Here is a 23,044-nt window from a genome sequence, read left to right on the forward strand (position 1 = left end):
GGCTATTGGGAAGTCGTTCCATCCAATAAAAAAAGCCTGTTTGAGCGATTAAGCCCAAGCAGACTTTATCAGAATTGCGATTCCACGCTAAGTGTCCATGCTGATTTGATCCCATGATTCATGGCCAGCTTGTATTAACCAAAATAACGCCCTGCGTCTTTCCATGACAATACTTTCGTTTAAGTCATGGGCAGGCGCTTCCCCACGAACTCTAGCATTGACGCAAGCCCAATGCAGCCGATAGACTTTGTCCGCTTCATCCAGAATCTCCTGACCGCTTCGCATCTGGATGCGACTTAAGAAATCCTCGAACGTATTGCAACTAGAAACCGTTTGTATCGCATAATCACAGTCACAGAGCTGATTCGGCAATTGGAGTGTTTCAACTAAACCGAGTGCCCAGATCAGCGTCCAGAACGCCTCATATTGCCAGCTAATTTGAATGGCTTCTTCCTTACTCGGTTGGCTTCCGAATAGCAAGTGTCGCTCATTCTCCGTCATATATTCTACCGCTTTATACTGCTTCAACAGATTGAGAACGAATTCTCTTGATTCCTTCAAATCTGCCTCGTTCGCGATATCACACGCATACTGGATCACTAAAAGCAGTGCAACAGCTCTACTGGCTATTTCCTCTTGAGATCGAATCTGAATATTCGTGAGTGGCGGCAGCTCCGGCAAATGCTCAATAAACGGAATATCATTTTTCTTTAGATAAGCAATCGACTTTTGTTTACGTTCTTCACCTTCCGTGGTCTTCGACTCCGTGCCTCTTATTTTATTCGTACAAGCATGAGGAGTGAACTTCGAAGGCCCGATTGTCCCATCAGGATATACGATCACAAGCCCGTCTTGCCCCAGCAAGGTACCATCAGGTAAAAAACCAATTCCGCTTACCCGTTTTGTCAAGGCGAGAAAACGTTGATAGTAGCCTTCATCGTATTCTTTGTCCGTTTGAATAGCTAGCATTGTATTAATGACCGAGATTTGTGTTAACACCAATGATTTTATATGTTCATCTTGAATTTGTATGTTTTCATAAAACCCCATCATGCCTGGGATATTTCTGCTGAAATAACCGGGTTCACTTTCTTCCGACGCTATTTTAATGAAAATATGGTTCTTATTCAACAGCTTCTTGGAGCGAATGGCGTATTCGTTGTCATTTTTTTCTATTTTAAAGCCTTTGCCGAAAATTTCAGTTATGTACTCATCAATTCCTTGTGTGTCGTTTCTTGATGCGTATATAGTGAAATACTTCATTTGATTTCCTCCGATCTTTTTGGTCACTTTTCAGTATAGCACCTCGGACGAATAATTGTATTCCACTAACTCTAATGAGGTTTCCCATGACAGAACCCCTTATTATTTTAGAAGTAACTAAAAAGTCTACTTGATCTCCAGCGTAGACGTGGGAGATTCAACAGACTTTTCTTCACATATCCCCCGCACACTTGAATATATTTAGTAACAAGCTTTATTACTGCCAAAGTCTGTTTCAGCGTCAAGCTTGCCATAAAGCATCTCAGGAGGTGTCCTCATGACAGAACCCCTTTTTATCGTTTCCAAAGAGGATTGGTCCTTGCACCGTAAAGGATACCAAGATCAAACTAGACATCAAGAAAAGGTCAAAGAAGCCATTAAACAGAATCTTCCCGATCTGGTTACCGACGAAAGCATTGTCATGTCCAATGGAAAACAGGTCGTGAAAGTACCTATTAAGAGTCTGGATGAATATCGATTCCGCTATAACTTTAGTAAAGGAAAACACGTTGGTCAGGGCGACGGGGACTCACAGGTCGGCGATGTGTTGGGTACAGATCCACAGCCAGCCCAAGCCCCTGGGAAAGGTGAGGGTGCAGGTGATCAAGCTGGCGAGGATTACTATGAAGCGGAAGTGAGCATGGAGGAACTGCAAGCCATGTTGTTCTCAGAGCTGGAGCTGCCCAATTTGAAGAAAAAAGATAAGCGCAATATGACGACGACAGAAGTGATTTTCAACGATATCCGCAAAAAAGGGATTATGTCCAACATCGATAAGAAACGGACCATTCTGGAGAATATGCGGCGTAATTCGCGCTCGAACTCCCCTGGGATCCATCATATTAGTCCCGATGACCTTCGTTTCAAAACGTGGGAAGAGGTAGAGAAACCTCACTCGAATGCACTGATTATTGCGATGATGGACACCTCCGGTTCCATGGGTTCCTTTGAGAAATATATAGCCCGCAGCTTCTTCTTCTGGATGACACGCTTCCTGCGTACGAAGTATGAGAATGTCGAAATTGTATTTATTGCTCACCATACGGAAGCTAAAGAGGTCACGGAGGAAGAGTTTTTCACCAAAGGCGAAAGCGGAGGTACGATTTGCTCCTCGGCTTACCAAGCCGCGATTGATATTATCGACAAACGGTACCCGCCATCACAATTCAATATTTATCCGTTTCATTTCTCCGATGGAGATAATTTGACGTCAGATAACGAACGCTGTGTGAAGCTCATTACGCAGTTGATGGAGCGCTCCAACATGTTCGGCTACGGAGAAGTCAACCAGTACAACCGCAGCAGTACACTCATGTCCGCTTTTCGCCATATTCATGATCCCAAATTTCTTCATTATGTCATTCGTGAGAAAGGTGAAGTGTACAAAGCACTGAAAACCTTTTTTACCAAGCAGGAAGGAGTGGCTGTTCAGTGAGTAAAACCGAAATCCAAAAGCTCGAATACGCCATTGATGAAATAACGGAAATTGCTAAAGGCTTTGGACTTGATTTCTTCCCGATGAGGTATGAAATCTGCCCCGCCGAAATTATATATACCTTCGGTGCCTATGGGATGCCGACGCGTTACAGTCACTGGAGTTTCGGTAAAAACTTTCACCGCATGAAAACACAGTATGATTTTGGACTGAGCAAAATTTACGAATTGGTCATTAACTCTGACCCCTGTTATGCCTTCTTGCTAGATGGGAATTCTCTCATCCAAAATAAGCTGATTGTCGCACACGTGCTTGCCCACTGTGATTTCTTCAAAAATAACGCCCGCTTCGCAAATACGAATCGCAATATGGTAGAAAGCATGTCCGCTACCGCCGAACGAATTCGGCAATATGAAATCGAACACGGCATTGACGAAGTCGAGCAATTCATTGACGCCGTGCTAGCTATTCAGGAGCACATTGATCCTGTCCTGACCCTATCCTATCGACAGTCGCGCAAGCGCCAAGAAACCAATAAAGCCTCAACCCCAGCCGCACGTTCCAAAGCAACCTATGGATATGAGGATATTTGGGATCTAGATGTTAAGAACATCCCCTCTGCACCTGAAAAAGAGGAAAACAAACGCTTTCCACCTCAGCCTGAGAAAGATATTTTGCTCTTCATCGAGGAGAATGCCCCTTATATGGAAGATTGGCAGCGGGATATTCTGACGATGCTCCGCGATGAAATGCTCTATTTCTGGCCGCAGCTAGAAACGAAAATCATGAACGAAGGCTGGGCGTCGTATTGGCACCAACGCATACTACGCGAATTGGATTTGACGGAAGAGGAGACGATTGAGTACTCCAAGCTCAACTCCTCGGTCGTGGTTCCGTCCCGTCATACCTTAAATCCTTATTATCTCGGGCTCAAAATTTATGAAGACATCGAGAAGCACTGGGACAATCCGACGGAGGAAGAAATAAGAAGACATGGGCGTGAACCCGGTAGTGGTCGAAAGAAAATATTTGAGGTTCGCGAATACGAATCGGATACTTCTTTTATCCGGAATTATTTGAATAAACCACTTGTGGAAGAACTCGATTTATATGTATTTGAAAAGAAAGGCCCTGAATGGAAGATTACGGATAAAACGTGGGAAAACACCCGGGATCAGCTGATCTACTCGCGTGTAAATGGCGGCTTCCCCTACATTGTTGTGGAAGATGGCGACTACCAGCGCAGCGGCGAGTTGTATTTGAAGCACGCTTTCGAAGGGGTCGAACTTGATCTCAAGTATGTCGAGCGAACGCTCCCCTACATTTACAAACTCTGGGGCAAATCGATTCATATGCACACCATCGTGGAAGATAAGCCGGTTTTGTTCACTTTTGACGGGAAGAAGCATCATCGTCGTTTTCTGTAAATACGATGAGGCCACTTGAGCGCATTAGTTCAAGCGGCCTCTATTTGCATCTGGTTTATTTTCCCGAACCTCGACAGAAATAGTGGTATTCCGACAACGATAATCGACGGACTTATAACTTAATAGATGATATTCTTAACTCTCAGTTGTTTATATTTATTTTTTTGATAGGAGATGAGTTGAAGTGAGAATGAATATTCTTTTTAACAAAACACCGATTTCTGTCAATTTCGTTGGAACGGACCACAAATTAATTCCCTCTCTGATCAACGCTCTTCGTTATAACAAATTTACAACGATGAACCTTGCTCAACCGTTAGAGCACGTTGATTTGTTTAGTTCGGAAGCCATTTTATATGCCAAAGATGGGAATAAAGCAAGAATCCCAATTTTTTAATGACATAATCGTTACATACGCATAAAGCTCTGACCCAAAAGTAAACAAGTTCACTTAGGGCACAGAAAACAAAAAAATGAGACGGCATACTTGCCTTCTCATTTTTTTGTTTTCTTGCGATTGCTATGGAAAGTCACCCCGACCTCTAGTTAGCGGAACGTAATGACGTTATTTCGAGAAATCTGCGCATAAAATCGATTGAGAGGAACGAGAGGGCGCTATTTGATCAAAAAGGAGCGATCCGTAGACAAAAAGCCGGAAATAACGCATCCTCGTTCCTCTTCCTCAGGATTTCGGCTGTTTTCGTCCAAATAACGCCTCTACGTTCCCTCGACACCATGCTTGAGCTTTTGCCGTTACTATTCGAGCCTTCCAAACTAGTTACCGCTCTGCCATCGGTTATCCAAATTACGACTTAGCGTGCAGTTTAATAACAGCACGAATCGCCGTCATAATTTCACGTTCAACCGCTGAAGCAACAACATCGGTATGAGGGTTATAAACTTCTCTCAAATCAGCATCGGCGTAACCGTCCAGCGCAACAATCGCACCGGCACGAACGCCACGCAATGAAGCAATCACATAGAGCGCTGCGATTTCCATCTCAACAGCAAGAACGCCGGCTTGCTTGTACTTGCGGTGCGGGAATTCCTCGACACCTTGGAAGAAAGCATCCAAGGTAACGGTAATCCCTTTCCGCACAAGACCATCCGTCTCTGATGCGGCTTCGAACAATGCCTGCACGACATCCAAGTCAGCAACTGCTGGGAAGCCATGCGGAACGAGTTGGCGAGTTAAGCCCTCTTCTCTCACAGCTGCCGTACTGACGACTAAGCTGCCTGGCGGCACATCAGCCGAATAGGAACCTGCTGTACCAACGCGAATCAGTGTCTTCACGCCGCCTTTGATCAGCTCCTCGAAGCAAACCGCCGCACCCGGCGAGCCAACGCCATGGCTGACAACCGTAATCGGAACGCCTTGGAATTCACCGACAAATGTGCGGTATTCACGGCTGAAGGCGAGTTCTTTGCTATGATCAAGCTTGCTGGCTATGACTTCCGCGCGAAAGGGGTCACCGCATACGATCGCATAGGGTGATAAATCCTCTGAATGAACCTGTAAAATTGGCAATAGCATGTCAATCAAACTCCTTCTTTTCCCATTCATCTTCGGGAATCGGAATCGCTTCCCCCGAGAAGCGCTGCTCTTGGAATGGATCGGCCACATTATGGAAGCCGTTTTGTTCCCAGAAGCCTTCACGGTCAGCTGTCATAAATTCGACGCCTCGAATCCATTTCGGACTTTTCCAAAAATACAGATGAGGCACAATCAACCGTAGAGGCCAACCATGTTTAGGCGTCAGCGGCTTCCCATCATATTTCAAAGCCAACAAAACGTGATCGCCCATCAGATCCTCGAGCGGGACGTTCGTTTCATAATCGTTGTCGGCATGCAGCATGACGAACTTGCCTTGCGGCTTTATATCCAGCAGGCGAAGGAAATCGCGAAATAGAATCCCTTCCCAAGCCGTGTCAAGCTTAGACCAACGGGTTACGCAGTGAATATCGCAGAGGACTTGCGTTTGAGGCATCGCCAGCAATTGTTTATAAGTGACAACTTTGTCCTCTTCGACCTCGCCAAACACTCGCAATGTCCACTCACCCATGTCGTATTCCGGTACTTCTCCTTCATGCAAAATCGGAAACCGGTCAGTCAAAACCTGCCCCGGCGGGACTCGGTCTGACATTGCCGAACCTATAGAGGGAACCTTCATCTTTCTGATTCGATCAGCTTTGGTGTCTTTAGACATCTGTTCATTATCTCCTTTTAGCAGCCTAGCGCGAGCTTCCGTTAGCTTTCTGAGCATCTGCCATGTAACTGCTCTTTCTAAAAAAGAGCATCGCAAGCAGCGTCACAATATAAGGAAGCATTTGTGTGAAATGAGTCGGCAGCGAGAAGCCCTGCAGCCTGATGCTGAATGCATCCATCAGTCCGAACAGGAGACTTGATGCCATAACGCCAAGCGGATTGGCTTGTCCTAACATCGTTGCGACCAGCGCTATAAAGCCTCTTCCCGCCGTCATGCCTTCGGTAAACATCGTGACTTGACCGAGTGACAGCTGAGCGCCTGCCAACCCGCAAAGCAAGCCGCAAATTAACACGGCCAGATACTGCATACGGCTTACTTTAATGCCTATACTTTTCGCAGCAATTGGGTTTTCACCCACGGCCAGTAATCGGAAGCCAAGGACTGATCTAAACAAAAAGTACTGCAGGCCAAGCACCAGTGCAAAGGCCAAGTAAACAAGCGGGGAATGGCCTGATATAATACCGCCGATAACAGGAATATCTTGCACAAAAGGAATGTTCCACTTCGGCAGCCCCACCATATTTTTATCGTAGAAGGCGCCTTTCACGTGGAAAATGGCTTTGAGGCAGAACGCTGTTAAGCCCAGCGCTAGAAAATTAAATGAAATACCGACGACGATCACGTTCGCTTGCAAATGGATGCTTATATACGCAAATGCAAGCGAAAAAACCATCGTCACCGCAATCGCAATCAAGACAGCTAGATACACATTGCCAGAATAATGATTGCCTACAATAGCAGAGAACGCGCCAACAAGAACGAAGCCTTCCAAACCAACATTGAACAACCCCACTCTTGAGCATATCGCACCGCCGAGCGCAGCGAGGAGAATCGGAGCAACCATCCGAATCATGGAATTAAATAACGAAACATCAAGAAGATGCTGCACCGCTTCCCCCTCCTTTCCTGCGTTTCCATAGGGTATAACTGAACTTAGCCGTGACGAACAAGATCAAGAGAGACTGAATGACACTCGATATTTCAAGGGGTATGCTCGTGTTTCGTTCAACACCCATACCGCCTGTCTGAAGTGCAGCCAGAAGAACTGCGGCAATAGTCGTACCAAGCGGATGCGCGCCAGAAAGCAGCGTAGCCATTATGCCGGACCATGCGAAACCCGGATTCGTTATCATGCCGTCCGTATAGCGGTACTGCATGCCGAGCACTTCGACAGCGCCTGCAAGACCAGCAAAACCACCACTCGCAAACATGCTGGCGAGCATTAATTTACCACGGTTTACGCCGCCATAAGCGGCAAACAACGGATTGTAGCCAAGCATGCGGATTTCATAACCGGCAGCACTGTATTTAATAAACAAGAATAAGAGAACCGCAAAAACAATGGCGATGATGAAACCCGCATGCATGCTCATCCCTTGGAAAAGCTTGGGCAGCCATATGCTTTTATCAACCATCATCGTTTGTGCGAGTGCAGCTGAACCTGTTTTATCCTTGAGCGGATAGGCAACCAAATAGCCTGCAAACAAAGCTGCAATATAATTGAGCAAGAGTGTGGTGACAATCAAATTCATTTTAAATCGCGCGTCAAGCCAACCAGCAAGGGCTGACCATATACCGCCGACTGCAATACCGCCTAGCAGTGCTGCAAATAATTTAAATAGTGCAGGTCCAGGAAAATAGAGCGCAATCATCGCGCTTGTTAAAGCACCGAGAATCATTTGACCTTCCGAACCCATGTTGAAAAATCCGGCGCGGAAGGCAATCGAAACGCCTAATCCAACTAATATAAGCGGTGTCGCGCGTGTCAATGTATTTGTAAAAAAATAAAAATTGCCAAAAGCGCCTTTCCACATTTGTGCGTATGTGTCCGAAATAGAGCCGCCAATCAAGACGATGGCAATGGCCCCGCCCAGTAAACCGATACATACAGCAATAAGCGGCTGCAGAAGCGCCCCAATGTTACCTTTCCAATTAAGCATGGGAATGACCTCCTGCCATCAACAGGCTGATTTGCTCCTCAGTCGCATGCTGCGCTGACAGCTCTCCCGCAATTCGCCCTTCATACATTACGATAATGCGATCAGAAAGCTTAAGAATCTCCGTCAATTCCGAAGATACCAATAGAATCGCACCCTGTTCATCACGTTTTTTCAACAGCTCATCATGGATCACTTCCATCGCTCCAACATCAACGCCACGCGTAGGTTCAGCAGCGATAAGGAACGGTTGTTTTTGGGCTATTTCTCTGGCTACAATCAGTTTCTGAAGATTGCCTCCAGACAGAAATTTGACTTTCGTATCCTGAGAACCCGTTTTAATCTGGAATTGCTGGATGAATCCGTCAACCATATTTCGCAGCGACTTACCTTGCAAAAATCCGTTACGTCGATGCGTTCTGTGATGTCCCATTGTACCATTTTCAAGTACGCTGCCTTCCTTAGCAGCCCCCCATTGGTAACGATCCTCAGGAATATGCGAAAGCCCGCTTTCTCTGATCTCACGAACCGAACGGCCTGTAATGTCTTTGCCCATCAAACGAATGTGACCTTGATCGATCGGCTGGAGTCCTGTAATGCTTTGGATCAGCTCAGACTGTCCGTTACCGGAAATACCAGCGACGCCTAAGATCTCACCAGCCTTCACCTCAAAACTGACGCGATCCAATATGGGCTTCCCCTTCTTGCCTTGTATCGTAATCTCCTTCACTTCGAGAACCGTTTCACCAAGTCTTGCGGCACTTTTGCTCGTTTGCACCAGGTCTCTGCCAACCATTAATCTTGAAAGTTCTTCTGCATTCGTTGCCGAAGTATCTACAGTCCCTCTGATTTTGCCGTCCCGAAGCACCGTAACTCGGTCCGCAACTTCCATGACCTCATGTAATTTGTGCGTGATGACAATGAAGCTTTTGCCCTGGCTCGCTAAGCTCTTCATAATGACAAGCAGTTCCTTCGCTTCCAGCGGTGTCAAAACGCCAGTAGGCTCGTCCAAAATAATGATATCCGCACCTTGGTAGAGCACCTTCAAAATCTCAACACGTTGTTGTAATCCAAGCGGAAGGTCAGCGACTTTCCTGAGTGGATCGATGGGTAGTCGGTACTTGTCACACAATGCCTTAACTTGGTGCGCAGCTTTCTTTCGGTCGAACTTCACGCCGATTTGCGGTTCATTGCCGATGACAATATTTTCAGCCACTGTAAAAGATGGAAACAGCATGAAATGCTGATGCACCATACCAATGCCATGACGAATCGCATCCGTAGGATTCACGAATTGGATTTTTCTTCCGTGTAAAAGAATCGCGCCCGACGTTGGCTGCTCCATTCCGTAAAGGATCCGCATTAGGGTTGTTTTACCTGCCCCATTCTCGCCAACAAGCGCATGGATTTCACCTTCGCGCAGCGAAAAATCTACGTTGGAGTTGGCTTTCAAGCTCCCGTAGGTTTTGGTAATTTGGTTCATTTGAAGCAGCATATCGGGTTTCGCACTCCTTTCCTAGAAATGCGGAAACTGCCTACGTCGCCGTAAACAGTTTCCAGGGTTATATGATGTTTGTAAGGACTTATTACTATTTCAGAGGATTCGGAACCGTAACTTTGCCAGCTACGATATCGTCTTTGATGGCTTTAACTTTAGTCACAACGTCTTGACCAATAAATGGACTTAATTTGGATTTGCTTTCTTTGGTTACAAAAGTAAGACCTACTCCGTCTTCTTTCAAGCCGTAATCCATAGCGCCAAATTTAAAGGTTCCATTTACGAAATCTTTCACCGTTTGGTAAGCAACGCTGTCTGTACCTTTCAATTGAGAGAGTACGATGTGTTCAGGATCCGTCACTGTACGGTCGATATCTTGGCCGGATGTGTAGAAGCCCTTTTCCTTAGCTGCTTCGAACACGCCCAAATCGCCAACAGCTGATGCCGCTGCGATGAAATCTGCACCTTGAGAGAATTGCGTCAATGCCAGCTCTTTCGCTTTGGCTGGATCCGTGAAGCTTCCTACATAGTTAACGATGAATTTTGCATTCGGATTCGTTGATTTCAAACCTTCTTGGAAACCGACTGTGAATTTTTTGATCAAAGGAATATCAAGTGCTGCGACCATACCGACAACATTTTTCTTAGTTGCAAGACCTGCTGCCGCACCAAGCAAGTAGGATGCCTCATGCTCGCGGAAGACTACACTTCTAACATTCGGTAAATCTACAACTGTATCAATAATAGCAAAAGATTTCTTCGGATTTTCAGCAGCTACCTTTTTCAGAGCATCCTCGGATTCAAAAGAGCTGGTAATAATAAGATCATAATTATCTGCAACAGCAGCACGCAGGTTTTGTTCAATCGCGCTGGGATCCGTAGATTCTACTGTTTTCACATCAACACCGAATTCTTTACCTGCTTTTTTAACACCCTCATCCTCTTGAGCAAAGAAAGGGTTCACACCAATTTTTTCTGGTGTTATTAGAATGATTTTTTTGGATGATTTGGTTTCAGGCGCTTTTGTTGCTTCTGCAGCTTTCGTAGCTGCCGGAGCTGCTGCATCATTTTTAGCAGTGCCGCAGCCAGTAAGCAGTAATGTAACGGCGAAAATGGATACTAACGTTTTTTTCATGTGTGGCTCTCCCCTTTTGATCTGTTTATTTTTTAAAATTTTTCGACAAAGTGTGACTTTTCAACTAAGACTGATAGTAGTAGATTCCCTATGTCATGTCAAGATTAAAAACGTCAACCATTATTTATTGACACCTATCATCTTAACTGATATATTTCAATAAATCATACTATTCCTATATGAATTAAAAATTTGGAGGTGTTTTATTCTTATGAAACCATTGAAATCCCGCAAGCCTTTGCAAGTAGCTGTTTTAACAGCCATCCTCTTCTCCTCTGTGAGCACATTAAGCAGTGCCGCTGAAGCGAGTGATGCCACAGCCTCATACAAGCAGTTTTTGAATGATCAGTATGCCATCAGCTTGTCAGACTCCTTATCCAAGGGCGATTTCGTTATCGCAGTTAACCGCATCTTGAAGGCGGAAGCGAAAGATCAGACCAATGCATTTACAGACTTGCAAAAGGATAGCCCTTATTACAAAGCAGCGCTTGCTTTGCATGAGCAAGGAATTCTGTCCGAAGGCAAGCTGCAGGGTGATCAACCGCTTACTCAGCTGCAAGCGACTTTCATAGCGTTAAAAGCCGCAGGCTTGAAAGAACTCGCCTATACCTATCCCAAGGATAAAATCAAAGCCGCTTTGGCTAAAGTACATATTGATTACGATCAAAACAATCAACTAACACTGCAAGCCGCCCAAGAACTGGCCGCCGCTATTGATACAGGCCTAGTTTCCTCTGATTTCGATGCGAATGCTGCGGCTAGCCAAAGCTTTGCTGGCGAACTGCTTGGTAAGATTCTTACTTTCAAAGGACAATATAAACACTATATTGGAACGACTTCCGATGATGATATTTTCCGCAAAATTAACGATACCTGGCGTACGGAGGATCTTATTTCATCAACAGATTTGCGTGCAGTCTTCGATGAAGCCTTGAAAAAGAATCTAGTGACAGGCTACAACTTGAAAGACTCTCGTTTCGATGCAAATTTTGATCCAAAGCTATCTCTCACCTATGGACATTCAGACATTACGCATGCGATTCAGTTAATCGGACTCTTGCGCAGCGAGAACATCCAAGCGAAAGTACAGCTGGAACCCAAAACATCTGCCTTCATCTATTTGAAAGAATGGGGCGAGCCGACACAATCGGACGATTATCAAGTCGTCCAAATCGAGAATGGCAATTTCATCGCTTACGCCAAGGAATACGACATTGAGTTCGAATTCGATAACGCCGAGCAAAAGAACAAGTTCCAGCAGGTCATTTTCCAATATGCTAAAAAGAACAGTAAAGACGAGACAGGACTCATTTATTCTTCCTGGTGGCAACCTCTCTACTATTCATTAACCGATGTGAAAGACTACAAAGTAATTGCTAATAATAAAGTCAGCAAAGGCCATTATTATGCACAATCCTTCTCCCTCAGTGATAAATCTAACGATGTCGTTACCGGCCTAAAGAAAATCAATGCTAGCTTGAACGTTGACTCCTACAAGTTCTGGGTGGACGAACCTTTCTACAATTATTTGCTAGGCGATTTTAAATAAATAAAAACAGTTGGACGGGAGCTATCCCGCTCAACTGTTTTTTTATTTATAAGCATAATTCGAAATTTAATTTCATAGACTCATAGAAAGGATCTGATTTAAGAGAATAGGAGCAGTTGCCCCATGTACATGTTACGACTTGTAAAAATGAATGCAGCTTACCTACTTATCTATCTCCTTATTATGATAACTAGTTTTATATGGACGATCATCTGGGGAACCCATTCAGCGGTGAAACCACCGCCAAAACTCCCTGTTTCCGAATATAGCATCAACCAAGCGAGTAACGGTGTTACGCTCCATAGTATTCGGACTCCACCACAGAACATTGGGCTGAAAGCAATTACAGGCAATGTGACTGAAAGGCAGGAAAATGGGATTAACGGCGGGTTTTTCTGGCAGGGCTATCTCCTTAGCATCGCAGTTATTAATGATCGTCCCGTCAAAGGGGAGCCTGGCGATTACGGCTCTGGCTGGTTTAATATTGACCGCAAACGTGGAACGCTTGTATGGGATGAGAAGGCTCAAACTTTCACCATTCAAGTCGTTGAACACGCGGACGAGCTGAAGGTCATGGATCGCGCTCATTATTGGGCGCAGGGAGGCGTGAGCATGGGACTTACAAATCCAGACGGATGGGCGGAGCAAGCGATAGCGGAAGAGATGCCTGTCATTAACGAGAAACGCATGCGATCAGGTATCGTCTACGACAGGATTAACAACGTTTATCTAGTCGTAGCTCCAACGCCATGCACCGGAGAGCAGTTCCGCACAGCCGTACAAGAGCAAGTCGGAAATGGACAGCTAGTGGATGGGCTGTTTCTGGACGGCGATGGTTCCTCCCAGCTCAAAGTCGCCAATTACTTGCTCCCCGGCGATCATCGCGAGGTGTATCAGATGATTGCGCTGTTGAATTGAAGAGTAGGGGGGCAGGCCACATCGTGTGACAGCTACCCTTGATGCTCATGAATCAAATCCATCTTCAACTTCCACAGTGCCGCGCTTAAATTCACACGATAAACCTCCGGATTAAGCTTGCGCAAATATTGCGGCCAAAACGACTGCTTCTGCTGCGTATGGTAATCCCGAATTTCATCCAACGCGGGCTCCTTATAGACAAGCTTCCCTTGGAGAAATATGGGGCGGAGCAGTGGAATTGCTTCATAGTCATCAATGTATTTGTAGATATAAGGATGGATGGGGTCGAAAAGCTTGATTCGTTCACCATTCTTGATATCGACTTCATGCTGAAGTGCCAAATAGTCGGCTTCCGCTTTGCCTGTCTTTTTGTTAATAATCCGGTAAGCTTCCTTGAAGCCCGGATTGGTCACTTTCTCAGGGTTGCCCGAGATCTTAATGACCGGCACGAATTCGCCGTTCTTCTCGCGGGCCACCAGCTTGTAAACCCCTCCCAGCGCGGGTTGATCTGCAGCGGTAATGAGCTGGGTGCCAACGCCCCAGACGTCGATCTTGGCATCTTGGGCTTTCAGCCCCTCGATGATGTTCTCATCCAGATCATTGGATGCGACGATCTTCACCTCGGGAAAGCCCGCTTCATCCAGCATGTGCCTAGCCTGCTGGGATAAATACGCCAAATCGCCGCTATCCAGGCGAATGGCGTTCATGCTCTTGCCGCGGCTCTGCAGCAGGCGCGCCGTCTTGATCGCGTTCGGCACGCCGCTGCGCAGCGTATCGTACGTATCAACGAGCAGCGTCACTTGCTCCGGCAGCGCCTCAGCATAAGCACGGAAGGCTTCCTCTTCCGTGTCGTGGGCCTGCACCCATGCGTGAGCATGCGTGCCTTTGGTCGGGATGCCGAACAGCATCCCGGCTCTGAGGTTGGATGTCGCATGGAACCCTGCGACATAGGCCGCTCTTGCGCCCCAGATCGCGGCGTCAGCCTCTTGGGCGCGTCTTGTGCCGAACTCCAGCAGCACATCGCGCGGAGCCACCTGTTTGATTCGCGAAGCTTTCGTCGCGACAAGCGTCTGGTAGTTCACGAAGTTGAGAATCGCCGTCTCAACCAGCTGCGCCTCGAACATGCAGGCTACTACGCGTACGAGCGACTCATTCGGGAAGACAAGTGTACCCTCCGGTACAGCTTGCAAGTCTCCTCCGAATTTAAACGCGCGCAGCGCCTCCAGGAAATCTTCCCGATAATTCTCTTCCTGTGTCCGCAAGTAGGCAATCTCCTCATCGCCAAAATGCAGATTTTGAATGTAATGAATCACCCGCTCTAAACCAGCGAAGACCGCATATCCGCTCCCGAAAGGCAGCTTACGGAAATAGACTTCGAAAACAGCTTTCTGCTTATATGTGCCTTGGAGCCAATGCGCGTACATCATATTAATTTGGTATTTGTCAGTATGCAGCGTCAAGTTGTCGTATTTCATAGGATTCATCCTTTCCACCAATTGTCATAACACGTTACTGGACCTTTGCGTTTATGTTCGGTAACAGCGTAGCGCTCCTCAATCTTCTGCACAGCAGAAGCGAGCAGGGGGCTTCCTTCCAAGTAGTCATCCAACTGATCGTAAGTGAGTCCCAGTGCTTCTTCATCCGGAAGACCTGGTTTGAGATCTTCCAAATCTGCCGTAGGCTTTTTCAAATACAAATGTTCAGGGCACCCCAACTGCTTCAGCAGCTGCTTGCCTTGTCGCTTATTAAGGCCATAGATCGGAGCTACATCGCATGCCCCATCCCCATGCTTTGTGAAAAATCCGGTAATCGCCTCAGCCGCATGATCCGTCCCCAAAACAAGCAATTGATAGTGCGCGGCCAAATCATACTGGACTTTCATCCGCTCACGAGCCTTCACATTCCCTTTGTGAAAGTCGCTCAAGACCTCTCCCGTAGCTTCGGCAAATTGCCGAACGGATGCATCCACAGCGGATTGTATGTTAACCGTTACGACACGGCTAGGCCCAATAAAACGAATTGCAGCCTGTGCATCATCTTCATCTTTCTGTATACCGTATGGAAGTCTTACAGCCATGAATTGAAAGATTTCATCGCCGTTTTTTATATTCAGCTCATGGATAGCTATTTGGGCCAGCTTACCAGTTAATGTGGAATCTTGACCTCCGGAAAGCCCGAGGACATAGCCTTTGGCTCCTGTATGAACCAGATAGTCCTTGAGGAATTGTACTCGGCGCTTGATTTCGTAAGCCACGTCGATGTTTTCCTTCACAAACAATGAAGCTTGAATCGTTTCTTGTCTTAAATTTCCCATTTTCACCATCTCCTCATTTTCTGTGAATTTTGTCCGATTCATACCACGGCTATCATCGAAACTGCCAGCTGTTAACCACGAACGACTTTCGCCCCTAAAGTATGTTGAAAATGCTGCAAGGCCCATTCATGCCCTGTCTGATTAAAACTAGCGACTGCATCTTCATGAATAACAATTTCGAAGCCTTTGTTGTAAGCATCCACCGCAGTATGCAGAACACAAATATCTGTGCAAACACCAACCAGATGCAGCTCTTGAATTCCTCTTGCCCTTAAATTAAGCTCCAACTCCGTGCCGCAGAAGGCGCTGTATCTTGTTTTGTCCATCCAATAAATCTCGCTCTTATTGTCCTCATGTACGCTTTTCAATCTGCCATATAAATCGCGCCCCGCTGTGCCTCGAATATTATGTGGAGGAAACAACTTCGTCTCTGGATGGTAGGGGTCTTGTTCATCGTGTAGATCAACAGCCATGACCACAAAGTCCTTCTTAGCCAAAAATTGCTCTGTCACTTCACAGATTCTCGCTTCAATCAGAGCGCCTGGTTCCCCGCAAGGAAGCTTCCCAACAACAAAATCCACCGTATAATCAATGACAATAAGAGCTCTCATCCTAAACACTCCTTCATATTGTATAGTTGATATTATTATTAAGACAATATCAAAATAGAAAAGAGAGGCCTAGCTGTAAATGGACAGCTGAGGCACATAATCCGTAAATCGGTACAACTGAGCAGCTCGCTGGGAGTAACGGTTAGACATTTTGCCCTGTCCGTTATGATCCAACACTTCTTCGATAATTCCTTTGCGACTTTGGGTCGATGTAATTTTCCGAATAAAATTCCGTTCCTTGAACGTCGGAACGACCGTTTGAATGACTTGATACAGCTCACTCATCGTGAATTCCTCAGATAGGAACTCTCTGGCAATCGTCGTCGTCAGCATCTTCTGCTGAATTTGAGCAAGTGCATCTCTCATGATGATTTCATGATCAAAAGCAAGATCCATCGCCAGCGCTTCATCGATAGGGAAGAGGCGAACGTCAGCTGCATCATCAGCGGCTTGACGTTTCTCGAGATAGCGTTCGTGCACGAGTGCGAAGAACGCGTGGGAGATCATCCATCCCCGTGGATCGCGCTGCGGCGTACTATACACATTGAAATATTCAATGTGTACGTCCGAAACCCCCGTCTCCTCCGTTAGTTCGCGCCTAGCGCTCTCTTGAATCGTTTCGGTTTCCATCGAGAATCCGCCCGGAAGTGCCCACTGGCCTTCGAAAGGCCATTGTTTTCTTTGAATCAATAACACTTGCAGCTCCCGATTAGGAAGCGACTTCTTCACGGATCCTTTTCCTTCTGAGGTAATCGTAAAGATGACGATATCCGTAGGCGCGCCGTCAGGTGTGCGGTATTTACTCGCTTGGTAGTTCGTTTCATTCTCTATTGGCATGTTCATTTGATCACCTGTTTAGTACATTTCTTTTTATATTGTCAATTTGATAATTTCATTATGACATATTTAAAACAGTTTTGCAATGGGAATTCGGTGGCTGGTCTGCAGCTTACTTCTCAATCACAATCAAACACGTGCTATCCGGCAACGGAACCACGTTTCCATCTTGATCCATGATCCTTACTTTATCCGCAAGCGCCTCCGTATACCCTTCCTGGAGGAAGTGCTTGCTCTCCACAATTTTGGCCTCGTTACCTAATGTATCCAGGATGAACGCCGTAAACTCGCTCGGGGTAAAGTAACCGAATTGCTCCTGAACTTCATGCACATAAGCTTCTTCTCCCCACGTATATGTAAAAAGGAATTCCATCGCATCATTCACGGGCATGATGACCTCATCCTTAGCTAAGACCTCATACTGAATCGTTCTCCCTGCGAAATCCTTCGCATACCGCTGCAGCCAAGCCATCGCACCATCTTGCAGAAATTGAATGGTCCGTTTCTGCTCAGCAGGTTCCGTCATAATACCATCGCGGATAACGATTCGTCCTCCGGGTGCTAGAACATCGAAAGCGCTTCGCAGCGCTGCCGCAACCGTTGCATGGTTGAATTTCTTTCCGCCAAAAGGGATGTAAGAATATAATTCGTGCAGGATCGATGAGAAAATAACCGTGTCAATGGATCCCGGCTCTACATATTGTTTGAGATCAAGGGCATCCCCCTTCATAACGTCCCACCGATGCCCCTCTAGCTGCTTCTTGCGTTCCAGCGCTTCAATTACATTCGACGAAATGTCGATCCCAATGGGATGCTTGTCCGGCAAATACTGCTCAATGAGATCCAGCATAACCCCGCCGCCAGGTCCAATATCGACAACCCGCTTCCCAACAACGTAATCGAGCATCATCTTCTTATAATCAGCCGTTTGGTTCATCGTGGCTAAGTATTCTTCCTCGTTATGAAAACGGTCATAAGCATCTCTGCGTAATTCGAACAGATCGAACAGAAGCAGAACCGCCTTTTCATATAGTGGAGATTTCTCGGCTTCCACACAAAATTCAATCAGCTTCTCAGCAGCAGGAGAAAATTGGAAGGTAAAGAATATCGTGTCTGGGAGCTGCAGCTTTCGATCAATGAAGTGTTTCAGATGGGCATTGCCCCACAGAGCATCGGACTTGACATTTTGAGATAATTCCATCGGGTCTTTCATTAAATCATTCCAAGCAAGCTCACCCAAATATTTCTCAATCATCCTCTTCTTATACACATTTACCTTTTTGCTGCCCTTATAATCGTAATACATCGTATTCATCAAAGGTTCGAAGCTAATGTGTTGAATAGAATCAGCTTGTCCACTTGAAAACTGAATCATCAGGAATACTTTCACCAACTGCTCCAAAGAGAATTCTTGCAGGGCCGCTTCTACGAACCACAGCGTTCTACCATCCAAAAATGACGTCAATGCATCAATTGGAACTTCATCCAGCAGCTTCTCATATTCGGCATCAAAATTTTCTCCCTTTTGAATCGTGTTTCCCCGTAGTCTGGCAAGACGATCCTTTATAACAGGCTCTTTTGCCAAAGAGTCGGATACGATCAGCTCGATCATTGACTCCACTTCATTACGCACGGAATGCCAGAGTTCTTCTGATACACCTGCAATAATGCATTGATTCAGCGGCAGGAGTAAATCTCTTAATTCATCAGCTGAAAGTAAGTTTTCCTTTATCAAATGACTTAGCGGTGCATGTTCTTTAAGCGGAACTTCGCCACGAATCGTTTGACCAATTAGCCCATGTGTGTAGATTAACGTATGTATGACAGTTGACTTATCGCTTGTATCACCTTTATCGAGCTTGTATAACTGCGCTGAACCTAGGTTATGGACGGAAAGATGAATACCTGCTTCTTGCCACACGAAACGGTCTCTTGAAGTCCCACCCTTTGCTACTTCAGACCAAATCAACACCTCTTCTAGTACATCTTTCTTCCAAAAGGACAATGCTAGCCCGTCCAAAATGTGCAATGTCCGCTCAACATAATCAAGCACAGGGTTCGCCTGTGCCAGCTCCTGGATCGACTGAATCCGCTCGAAGTTAACGATGCGCTCCTCCGCCGAAACGATATAGGTTAACCATTTAGGTTGGTCTGCGGCATTTGTGTCCCCTGCCCGATACCTTTTTATTAATTCTAATGAACTTAACATGCCGGAATATATCCTCCCATTTCCTACCTATTTATAAAACAAGTATAAACCAACCTCATGGCAATCTCACGTTTCTTCATTCAACTGCTTCATTGATGATCCGCATATAAATTCGCGTAATTGACAAGTATGGTCATAAAGCCCAACACGACAAATGAAAAAAAGGCCATTAAATCCAGATGATATACGTTGGGAACGACAATAAACACAGCACCTAAAATAAAACAAAGCCAATTTTGCCAAACTTTTTTACCGGTTTTCCCTAGGGCCATCAGAGATCCTACGAACTGCAAGCTGCCTAGCAGCGCGCAGGTGTAAAGCGCATTCGTATGATCTTCGAAGCCGAACACCCAGGGACTCGCCAGAAACCAAAGGCCCATACAAGCGGACAATAAGTTTTTCCAATACATCGTCTGCTGCCACCTCCTACTTTACGAGATGTAATAGTATATGCAATCGCTTTCAAAAATGTGAAATGGAAAAGCCTCCAGCTCACCCAAATCAATTAGGCAGCAAGAGGCTTATATTTCTAAATTTCTTATTGTTCAAAATGAATGACGCCTGCGTCGCTCGTTTTCACATCTGCTTGCAGGATGTCCGTTACGAATTTCAAAGGTACATACAGCGTATCGTTCAGAATAACTGGAGCAGTCCCTAGCGTAACCGGAGCCATTTTCGCATAGAAATAGCTATCTTTACCCACGGAAACACTCGTCCACTCAGCACCCTTTTTCAATTCTGCAGCGTATGTCTCTTGATTCCATTTCACTTCGTAGTCAAGTCCTTCTGCCACTTTGCGTAAAGGCACCAGACTCACGCCTTCGGCATTAGTTAGGCTATCTCTTGCTACTAAATCCAGCTTCATTTTCACTATAGGCGTAGGGGCAACGGGTTTTGGTGTCATCTGCCATTTCTCAGGTAAGTTAAAACGGAATTCCGGTGTGCCTGTGGAGCCTGGCGCAATCGAATATTTCGGGAACACAATAACCGCTTCGCCTTTTTCCACATAAAAGCTTTGCTCCTCGCTGATTCCTTTAAATGCATCTTTGAAATAATTCTCCGGTTTTTCATTGATTTGGGCTTGAATTCCGGCATTGACATTCTCCTTGAAGTTATCTCCAAGCAGATCCTGCAAAGTAACACGCTGCCCTTGTTCGTGATTTAGGACATTGTACGTATCAACGCGCGGCATACCTGTACCGCCTGTAGCTGCATAAGTTGTGACTTCAAGTGAAACAACACCCGCCTGGTTGCCCGAACCATCCGATTTCAACGCATAATGAATCGTCAGCTCGTAGGGGCGATAAGTGAAACCATTCGTCTTTGCATCAGCCGCGGCTTGAGCAGCCTCATTCTCCCAAATCGCCAAATCTTTGTTCGCGTGGGATAAAATGATGTCATTCGTTTGCTCTTGATACTTCGTATCCAACATGCCTGAAAGCTGCGGCACTTTGATATTGGTTTTTAGATCCTGCGTTTTAGATGTGAGATCTACTTCTTTCACTTGAACTGAAGAAATTGATTCCGATGCAATTGGTGAAAGAATTGGAACTACGGCAGCTGTTTCCGCTGATGCCATACCTGTTAATGGTAATATGGCACCGCTCACTCCTACCAGTATTGCACATCCGACTACACCAAATTTCAACATGTTAAACGGATTTCTTTTCATTTCATGTTCACTCCTCATTCGTTATCGTGAGTAATCTTCGGTTGATTTAACCTTTACGATAACTAGACGCGCCAACGTATCAGAAAGTCTGGACGTCAACATTCTTTTATGCAATTCGGAATGAACTCACAACTTGATGCAAATCTTGAGCAATACCAGCAAGGCTTTCAGCAGAAGCTGTAATCTCTTCCGTGGACGCGAGCTGCTCTTCCGTTGCAGCCGCTACCAACTGAGCGGTCCCCGAAGTTTGCTGCGCAACAGAGCCTACACTAGTTACGGTTGCCGAAACTTCTTCCGAGCTTGCAGCCATTTGCTGAGCCGCCGCAGCCGTTTCTTGAATCTTGCTGGCTACTTCTTGCGACGCGTTGACGATTTGACCGAATGCTAGCTCCGCAATCCCTACCTCTTTAAGACCTTCCTGTACTTCTGACAGTCCCTTATCCATAACCAGACCGGCACGTGCAGAATCTCTTTGAATGTTCGAAATGAGTTCGGTAATATCACGTACAGAGTCATCCGTCTGCGACGCTAACTTACGAACTTCACCGGCTACAACTGCAAAACCTTTTCCGCTCTCTCCGGCACGAGCAGCTTCAATCGCTGCGTTCAAGGCAAGAAGATTGGTTTGCGAGGCAATATTTCCAATCAGCGTCGAGATTTTACCGATGCTTTGTGAATGCTTTTCCAATTCTTTTATGACTTTATTCGCAGCATCCACAGAATGGCTCACTGTTTGCATCTTGCTCACTACGCGCTCCATCGAAATGGTCCCTTGCTGAGCAATCTGCGAGGCAGAAATCGATAAATCAGATACATCCGATGTTGTTTCTGCAATCCGTTGAATGCCTACAGCCATTTCTTCCATCGCTTTGCCGCATTCCATCGAGCTTTGGGCTTGTTTATCGGCTCCAGTCGCGAAATCCTGAACAGATTGTGCAACTTGCTGCGAGGCAGATGTATTCTGCTCGGAGCTGGCAAACAACTGCTGCGACGATGCCGCTACGCTATTCGAGGCTTGCATCATTTGCTCTACAGACTTACGCAAGTGGTTAACCATTTGATTTACCGAACTGACTAACACGCCAATCTCGTCTTTATTTTTTATGATAATAGGTTCGACGGTGAGATCCCCATTCGCTATCCGATTTAAGGCATGTGATGCTTTACGAACGGGTGAGGAAATGTTTCTAACAAGCACATAGCAAGTAACTAGCATGAATGCAATGATGATACTAAGGACGATAAAAGATGTGTTCACACTAGTTTTATATACGTTCAAGCTTTCCAGCTCCGCTTTTCTTCCTCCCTCTTGATTGAACGCAACCATATCCGCCATTGTTTTTTGCGCTTTTCCAAAAGCGGTTGACATCACCTGAAGACTTTCTGCGGCTTCTTTTACCTTACTAGGATCAGCGGCATTTTGTTTGTTTTTCATAAAAGCAGTCTTGAAATCTTCCCAATTCTTATTAAGCTCCTTGAAGTAATTGGCATCTTCTTCCCCGGCGAGGGATTCCTTATAATCTGCTGACAACTTATCAATACTTGCGATTGATGATGCCATTGCAGCATCAAGTGACTCATGCTTCTTTACATCCGGCTCTAACTTCTTCTGGTAGTATAAGGTCAATAGATGCTCCGAGTTATAGTGAATCTCTTCAATAATTTGAATACCCATCATCCAATTGCTAGCAAGCTTCTTGGTATTGTCCTTCAACGCGCCCATTCGACTCATATCTGTCCAGCTTAACCCCCCAATCATCAGAAAGATGAGTGCAAATACCGTAATCATTTTAGTTCGCACTGTAAGTCGCATATGCCAATTCCTCCCAAATAATGAATGAATGATCCAACTATGATGTATACTCAATTCATCTGCTGCAATCATCATAAACTTTATTCATTAAATTTCTTACCTTACATTCATTGTGAAATTGTTAGATTTGCTAACAGTTTATCATTTTCAAGGAGGTTG

Annotated in this window: 20 protein-coding genes; 5 read left to right on the forward strand and 15 right to left on the reverse strand. The window is 45.7% G+C overall.

Annotated features, from left to right (window positions below; all coding sequences use genetic code 11):
* Positions 1-87: 87 nt before the first annotated feature.
* Positions 88-1,263: a DUF4272 domain-containing protein gene (locus NYR53_RS27140; protein ID WP_261302210.1), complete on the reverse strand. Its 1,176-nt coding sequence runs from the start codon at positions 1,261-1,263 to the stop codon at positions 88-90.
* Positions 1,264-1,540: 277 nt separating this feature from the next.
* Between NYR53_RS27140 and yhbH the strand changes: the two genes are divergently transcribed.
* The 3 genes from yhbH (at position 1,541) to NYR53_RS27155 (ending at position 4,522) form a co-directional block, all read left to right on the forward strand.
* Positions 1,541-2,698 carry a sporulation protein YhbH gene (gene yhbH / locus NYR53_RS27145; protein ID WP_261302211.1) on the forward strand — a complete coding sequence of 386 codons (1,158 nt, stop codon included), beginning with the start codon at positions 1,541-1,543 and terminating at the stop codon, positions 2,696-2,698.
* Positions 2,695-4,125, forward strand: a complete 1,431-nt coding sequence (locus tag NYR53_RS27150; protein ID WP_261302212.1) for a SpoVR family protein — start codon at positions 2,695-2,697, stop codon at positions 4,123-4,125. The genes yhbH and NYR53_RS27150 overlap by 4 nt, the downstream gene beginning before the upstream one ends.
* A 184-nt stretch (positions 4,126-4,309) precedes the next feature.
* Positions 4,310-4,522: a hypothetical protein gene (locus NYR53_RS27155; RefSeq protein ID WP_029197871.1), complete on the forward strand. Its 213-nt coding sequence runs from the start codon at positions 4,310-4,312 to the stop codon at positions 4,520-4,522.
* A gap of 408 nt (positions 4,523-4,930) precedes the next feature.
* On the opposite strand, the gene NYR53_RS27160 is transcribed toward NYR53_RS27155, so the two are convergent.
* The 6 genes from NYR53_RS27160 to NYR53_RS27185 form a co-directional block, all read right to left on the reverse strand.
* Positions 4,931-5,659: a nucleoside phosphorylase gene (locus tag NYR53_RS27160; RefSeq protein ID WP_261302213.1), complete on the reverse strand. Its 729-nt coding sequence runs from the start codon at positions 5,657-5,659 to the stop codon at positions 4,931-4,933.
* A gap of 1 nt (position 5,660) precedes the next feature.
* Positions 5,661-6,332, reverse strand: coding sequence for a sulfite oxidase-like oxidoreductase (locus NYR53_RS27165; RefSeq protein ID WP_261302214.1), 672 nt, complete (start codon positions 6,330-6,332; stop codon positions 5,661-5,663).
* Between the two features lie 25 nt (positions 6,333-6,357).
* The gene (locus NYR53_RS27170) at positions 6,358-7,236 is read right to left on the reverse strand and encodes an ABC transporter permease (protein ID WP_437180201.1); all 879 of its coding nucleotides are present in this window, start codon (positions 7,234-7,236) and stop codon (positions 6,358-6,360) included.
* A 28-nt stretch (positions 7,237-7,264) separates the two neighbouring features.
* Entirely contained in the window at positions 7,265-8,332 is a 1,068-nt protein-coding gene (locus NYR53_RS27175; RefSeq protein ID WP_261302216.1) for an ABC transporter permease, read from the reverse strand.
* Entirely contained in the window at positions 8,325-9,824 is a 1,500-nt protein-coding gene (locus NYR53_RS27180) for an ABC transporter ATP-binding protein (protein WP_261302217.1), read from the reverse strand. Before NYR53_RS27180 ends, NYR53_RS27175 begins: the two co-directional genes overlap by 8 nt.
* A 94-nt stretch (positions 9,825-9,918) precedes the next feature.
* Positions 9,919-10,962, reverse strand: a complete 1,044-nt coding sequence (locus tag NYR53_RS27185; protein ID WP_261302218.1) for a BMP family lipoprotein — start codon at positions 10,960-10,962, stop codon at positions 9,919-9,921.
* 211 nt (positions 10,963-11,173) lie between these two features.
* On the opposite strand from NYR53_RS27185, the gene NYR53_RS27190 reads away from it, so the two are divergent.
* Both NYR53_RS27190 and NYR53_RS27195 read left to right on the forward strand, forming a co-directional pair.
* On the forward strand, positions 11,174-12,511 hold the full coding sequence (locus NYR53_RS27190; RefSeq protein ID WP_261302219.1) for a hypothetical protein: 1,338 nt from the start codon (positions 11,174-11,176) through the stop codon (positions 12,509-12,511).
* Between the two features lie 123 nt (positions 12,512-12,634).
* Positions 12,635-13,429, forward strand: coding sequence for a hypothetical protein (locus NYR53_RS27195; protein ID WP_261302220.1), 795 nt, complete (start codon positions 12,635-12,637; stop codon positions 13,427-13,429).
* Positions 13,430-13,461: 32 nt separating this feature from the next.
* Here the strand turns inward: NYR53_RS27195 and NYR53_RS27200 are convergent, their stop codons facing one another.
* The 8 genes from NYR53_RS27200 to NYR53_RS27235 form a co-directional block, all read right to left on the reverse strand.
* Complete coding sequence (locus tag NYR53_RS27200; protein ID WP_261302221.1) at positions 13,462-14,904, reverse strand: nicotinate phosphoribosyltransferase; 1,443 nt, start codon at positions 14,902-14,904, stop codon at positions 13,462-13,464.
* Between the two features lie 5 nt (positions 14,905-14,909).
* On the reverse strand, positions 14,910-15,743 hold the full coding sequence (nadE, locus tag NYR53_RS27205; RefSeq protein WP_261302222.1) for an NAD(+) synthase: 834 nt from the start codon (positions 15,741-15,743) through the stop codon (positions 14,910-14,912).
* A gap of 71 nt (positions 15,744-15,814) precedes the next feature.
* Positions 15,815-16,354 carry a cysteine hydrolase family protein gene (locus NYR53_RS27210; RefSeq protein WP_261302223.1) on the reverse strand — a complete coding sequence of 180 codons (540 nt, stop codon included), beginning with the start codon at positions 16,352-16,354 and terminating at the stop codon, positions 15,815-15,817.
* A 69-nt stretch (positions 16,355-16,423) separates the two neighbouring features.
* Positions 16,424-17,191: an NUDIX domain-containing protein gene (locus NYR53_RS27215; RefSeq protein ID WP_437180080.1), complete on the reverse strand. Its 768-nt coding sequence runs from the start codon at positions 17,189-17,191 to the stop codon at positions 16,424-16,426.
* 112 nt (positions 17,192-17,303) lie between these two features.
* Entirely contained in the window at positions 17,304-19,400 is a 2,097-nt protein-coding gene (locus NYR53_RS27220) for a class I SAM-dependent methyltransferase (protein ID WP_261302225.1), read from the reverse strand.
* A gap of 89 nt (positions 19,401-19,489) precedes the next feature.
* Positions 19,490-19,810 (reverse strand): SPW repeat domain-containing protein, encoded by a 321-nt coding sequence (locus NYR53_RS27225; protein ID WP_261302226.1) that lies wholly within the window; start codon positions 19,808-19,810, stop codon positions 19,490-19,492.
* A 128-nt stretch (positions 19,811-19,938) separates the two neighbouring features.
* Positions 19,939-21,072: a stalk domain-containing protein gene (locus tag NYR53_RS27230; protein ID WP_261302227.1), complete on the reverse strand. Its 1,134-nt coding sequence runs from the start codon at positions 21,070-21,072 to the stop codon at positions 19,939-19,941.
* 106 nt (positions 21,073-21,178) lie between these two features.
* Positions 21,179-22,885 carry a methyl-accepting chemotaxis protein gene (locus tag NYR53_RS27235; protein WP_261302228.1) on the reverse strand — a complete coding sequence of 569 codons (1,707 nt, stop codon included), beginning with the start codon at positions 22,883-22,885 and terminating at the stop codon, positions 21,179-21,181.
* Positions 22,886-23,044: the final 159 nt, after the last annotated feature.

The sequence above is a fragment of the Paenibacillus andongensis genome, from assembly GCF_025369935.1.
GTDB classification, from domain to species: domain Bacteria; phylum Bacillota; class Bacilli; order Paenibacillales; family NBRC-103111; genus Paenibacillus_E; species Paenibacillus_E andongensis.

Excerpts from the sequence above, each read along its gene's own strand:
- NYR53_RS27140 (WP_261302210.1), bottom strand. The coding sequence starts at position 1,263 with ATGAAGTATTTCACTATATACGCATCAAGAAACGACACACAAGGAATT.
- yhbH (WP_261302211.1), top strand. The coding sequence starts at position 1,541 with ATGACAGAACCCCTTTTTATCGTTTCCAAAGAGGATTGGTCCTTGCAC.
- NYR53_RS27160 (WP_261302213.1), bottom strand. The coding sequence starts at position 5,659 with ATGCTATTGCCAATTTTACAGGTTCATTCAGAGGATTTATCACCCTAT.
- NYR53_RS27165 (WP_261302214.1), bottom strand. The coding sequence starts at position 6,332 with ATGTCTAAAGACACCAAAGCTGATCGAATCAGAAAGATGAAGGTTCCC.
- NYR53_RS27170 (WP_437180201.1), bottom strand. The coding sequence starts at position 7,236 with ATGGTTGCTCCGATTCTCCTCGCTGCGCTCGGCGGTGCGATATGCTCA.
- NYR53_RS27175 (WP_261302216.1), bottom strand. The coding sequence starts at position 8,332 with ATGCTTAATTGGAAAGGTAACATTGGGGCGCTTCTGCAGCCGCTTATT.
- NYR53_RS27180 (WP_261302217.1), bottom strand. The coding sequence starts at position 9,824 with ATGCTGCTTCAAATGAACCAAATTACCAAAACCTACGGGAGCTTGAAA.
- NYR53_RS27185 (WP_261302218.1), bottom strand. The coding sequence starts at position 10,962 with ATGAAAAAAACGTTAGTATCCATTTTCGCCGTTACATTACTGCTTACT.
- NYR53_RS27190 (WP_261302219.1), top strand. The coding sequence starts at position 11,174 with ATGAAACCATTGAAATCCCGCAAGCCTTTGCAAGTAGCTGTTTTAACA.
- NYR53_RS27195 (WP_261302220.1), top strand. The coding sequence starts at position 12,635 with ATGTACATGTTACGACTTGTAAAAATGAATGCAGCTTACCTACTTATC.
- NYR53_RS27200 (WP_261302221.1), bottom strand. The coding sequence starts at position 14,904 with ATGAAATACGACAACTTGACGCTGCATACTGACAAATACCAAATTAAT.
- nadE (WP_261302222.1), bottom strand. The coding sequence starts at position 15,743 with ATGGGAAATTTAAGACAAGAAACGATTCAAGCTTCATTGTTTGTGAAG.
- NYR53_RS27210 (WP_261302223.1), bottom strand. The coding sequence starts at position 16,354 with ATGAGAGCTCTTATTGTCATTGATTATACGGTGGATTTTGTTGTTGGG.
- NYR53_RS27215 (WP_437180080.1), bottom strand. The coding sequence starts at position 17,191 with ATGCCAATAGAGAATGAAACGAACTACCAAGCGAGTAAATACCGCACA.
- NYR53_RS27220 (WP_261302225.1), bottom strand. The coding sequence starts at position 19,400 with ATGTTAAGTTCATTAGAATTAATAAAAAGGTATCGGGCAGGGGACACA.
- NYR53_RS27225 (WP_261302226.1), bottom strand. The coding sequence starts at position 19,810 with ATGTATTGGAAAAACTTATTGTCCGCTTGTATGGGCCTTTGGTTTCTG.
- NYR53_RS27230 (WP_261302227.1), bottom strand. The coding sequence starts at position 21,072 with ATGAAAAGAAATCCGTTTAACATGTTGAAATTTGGTGTAGTCGGATGT.
- NYR53_RS27235 (WP_261302228.1), bottom strand. The coding sequence starts at position 22,885 with ATGCGACTTACAGTGCGAACTAAAATGATTACGGTATTTGCACTCATC.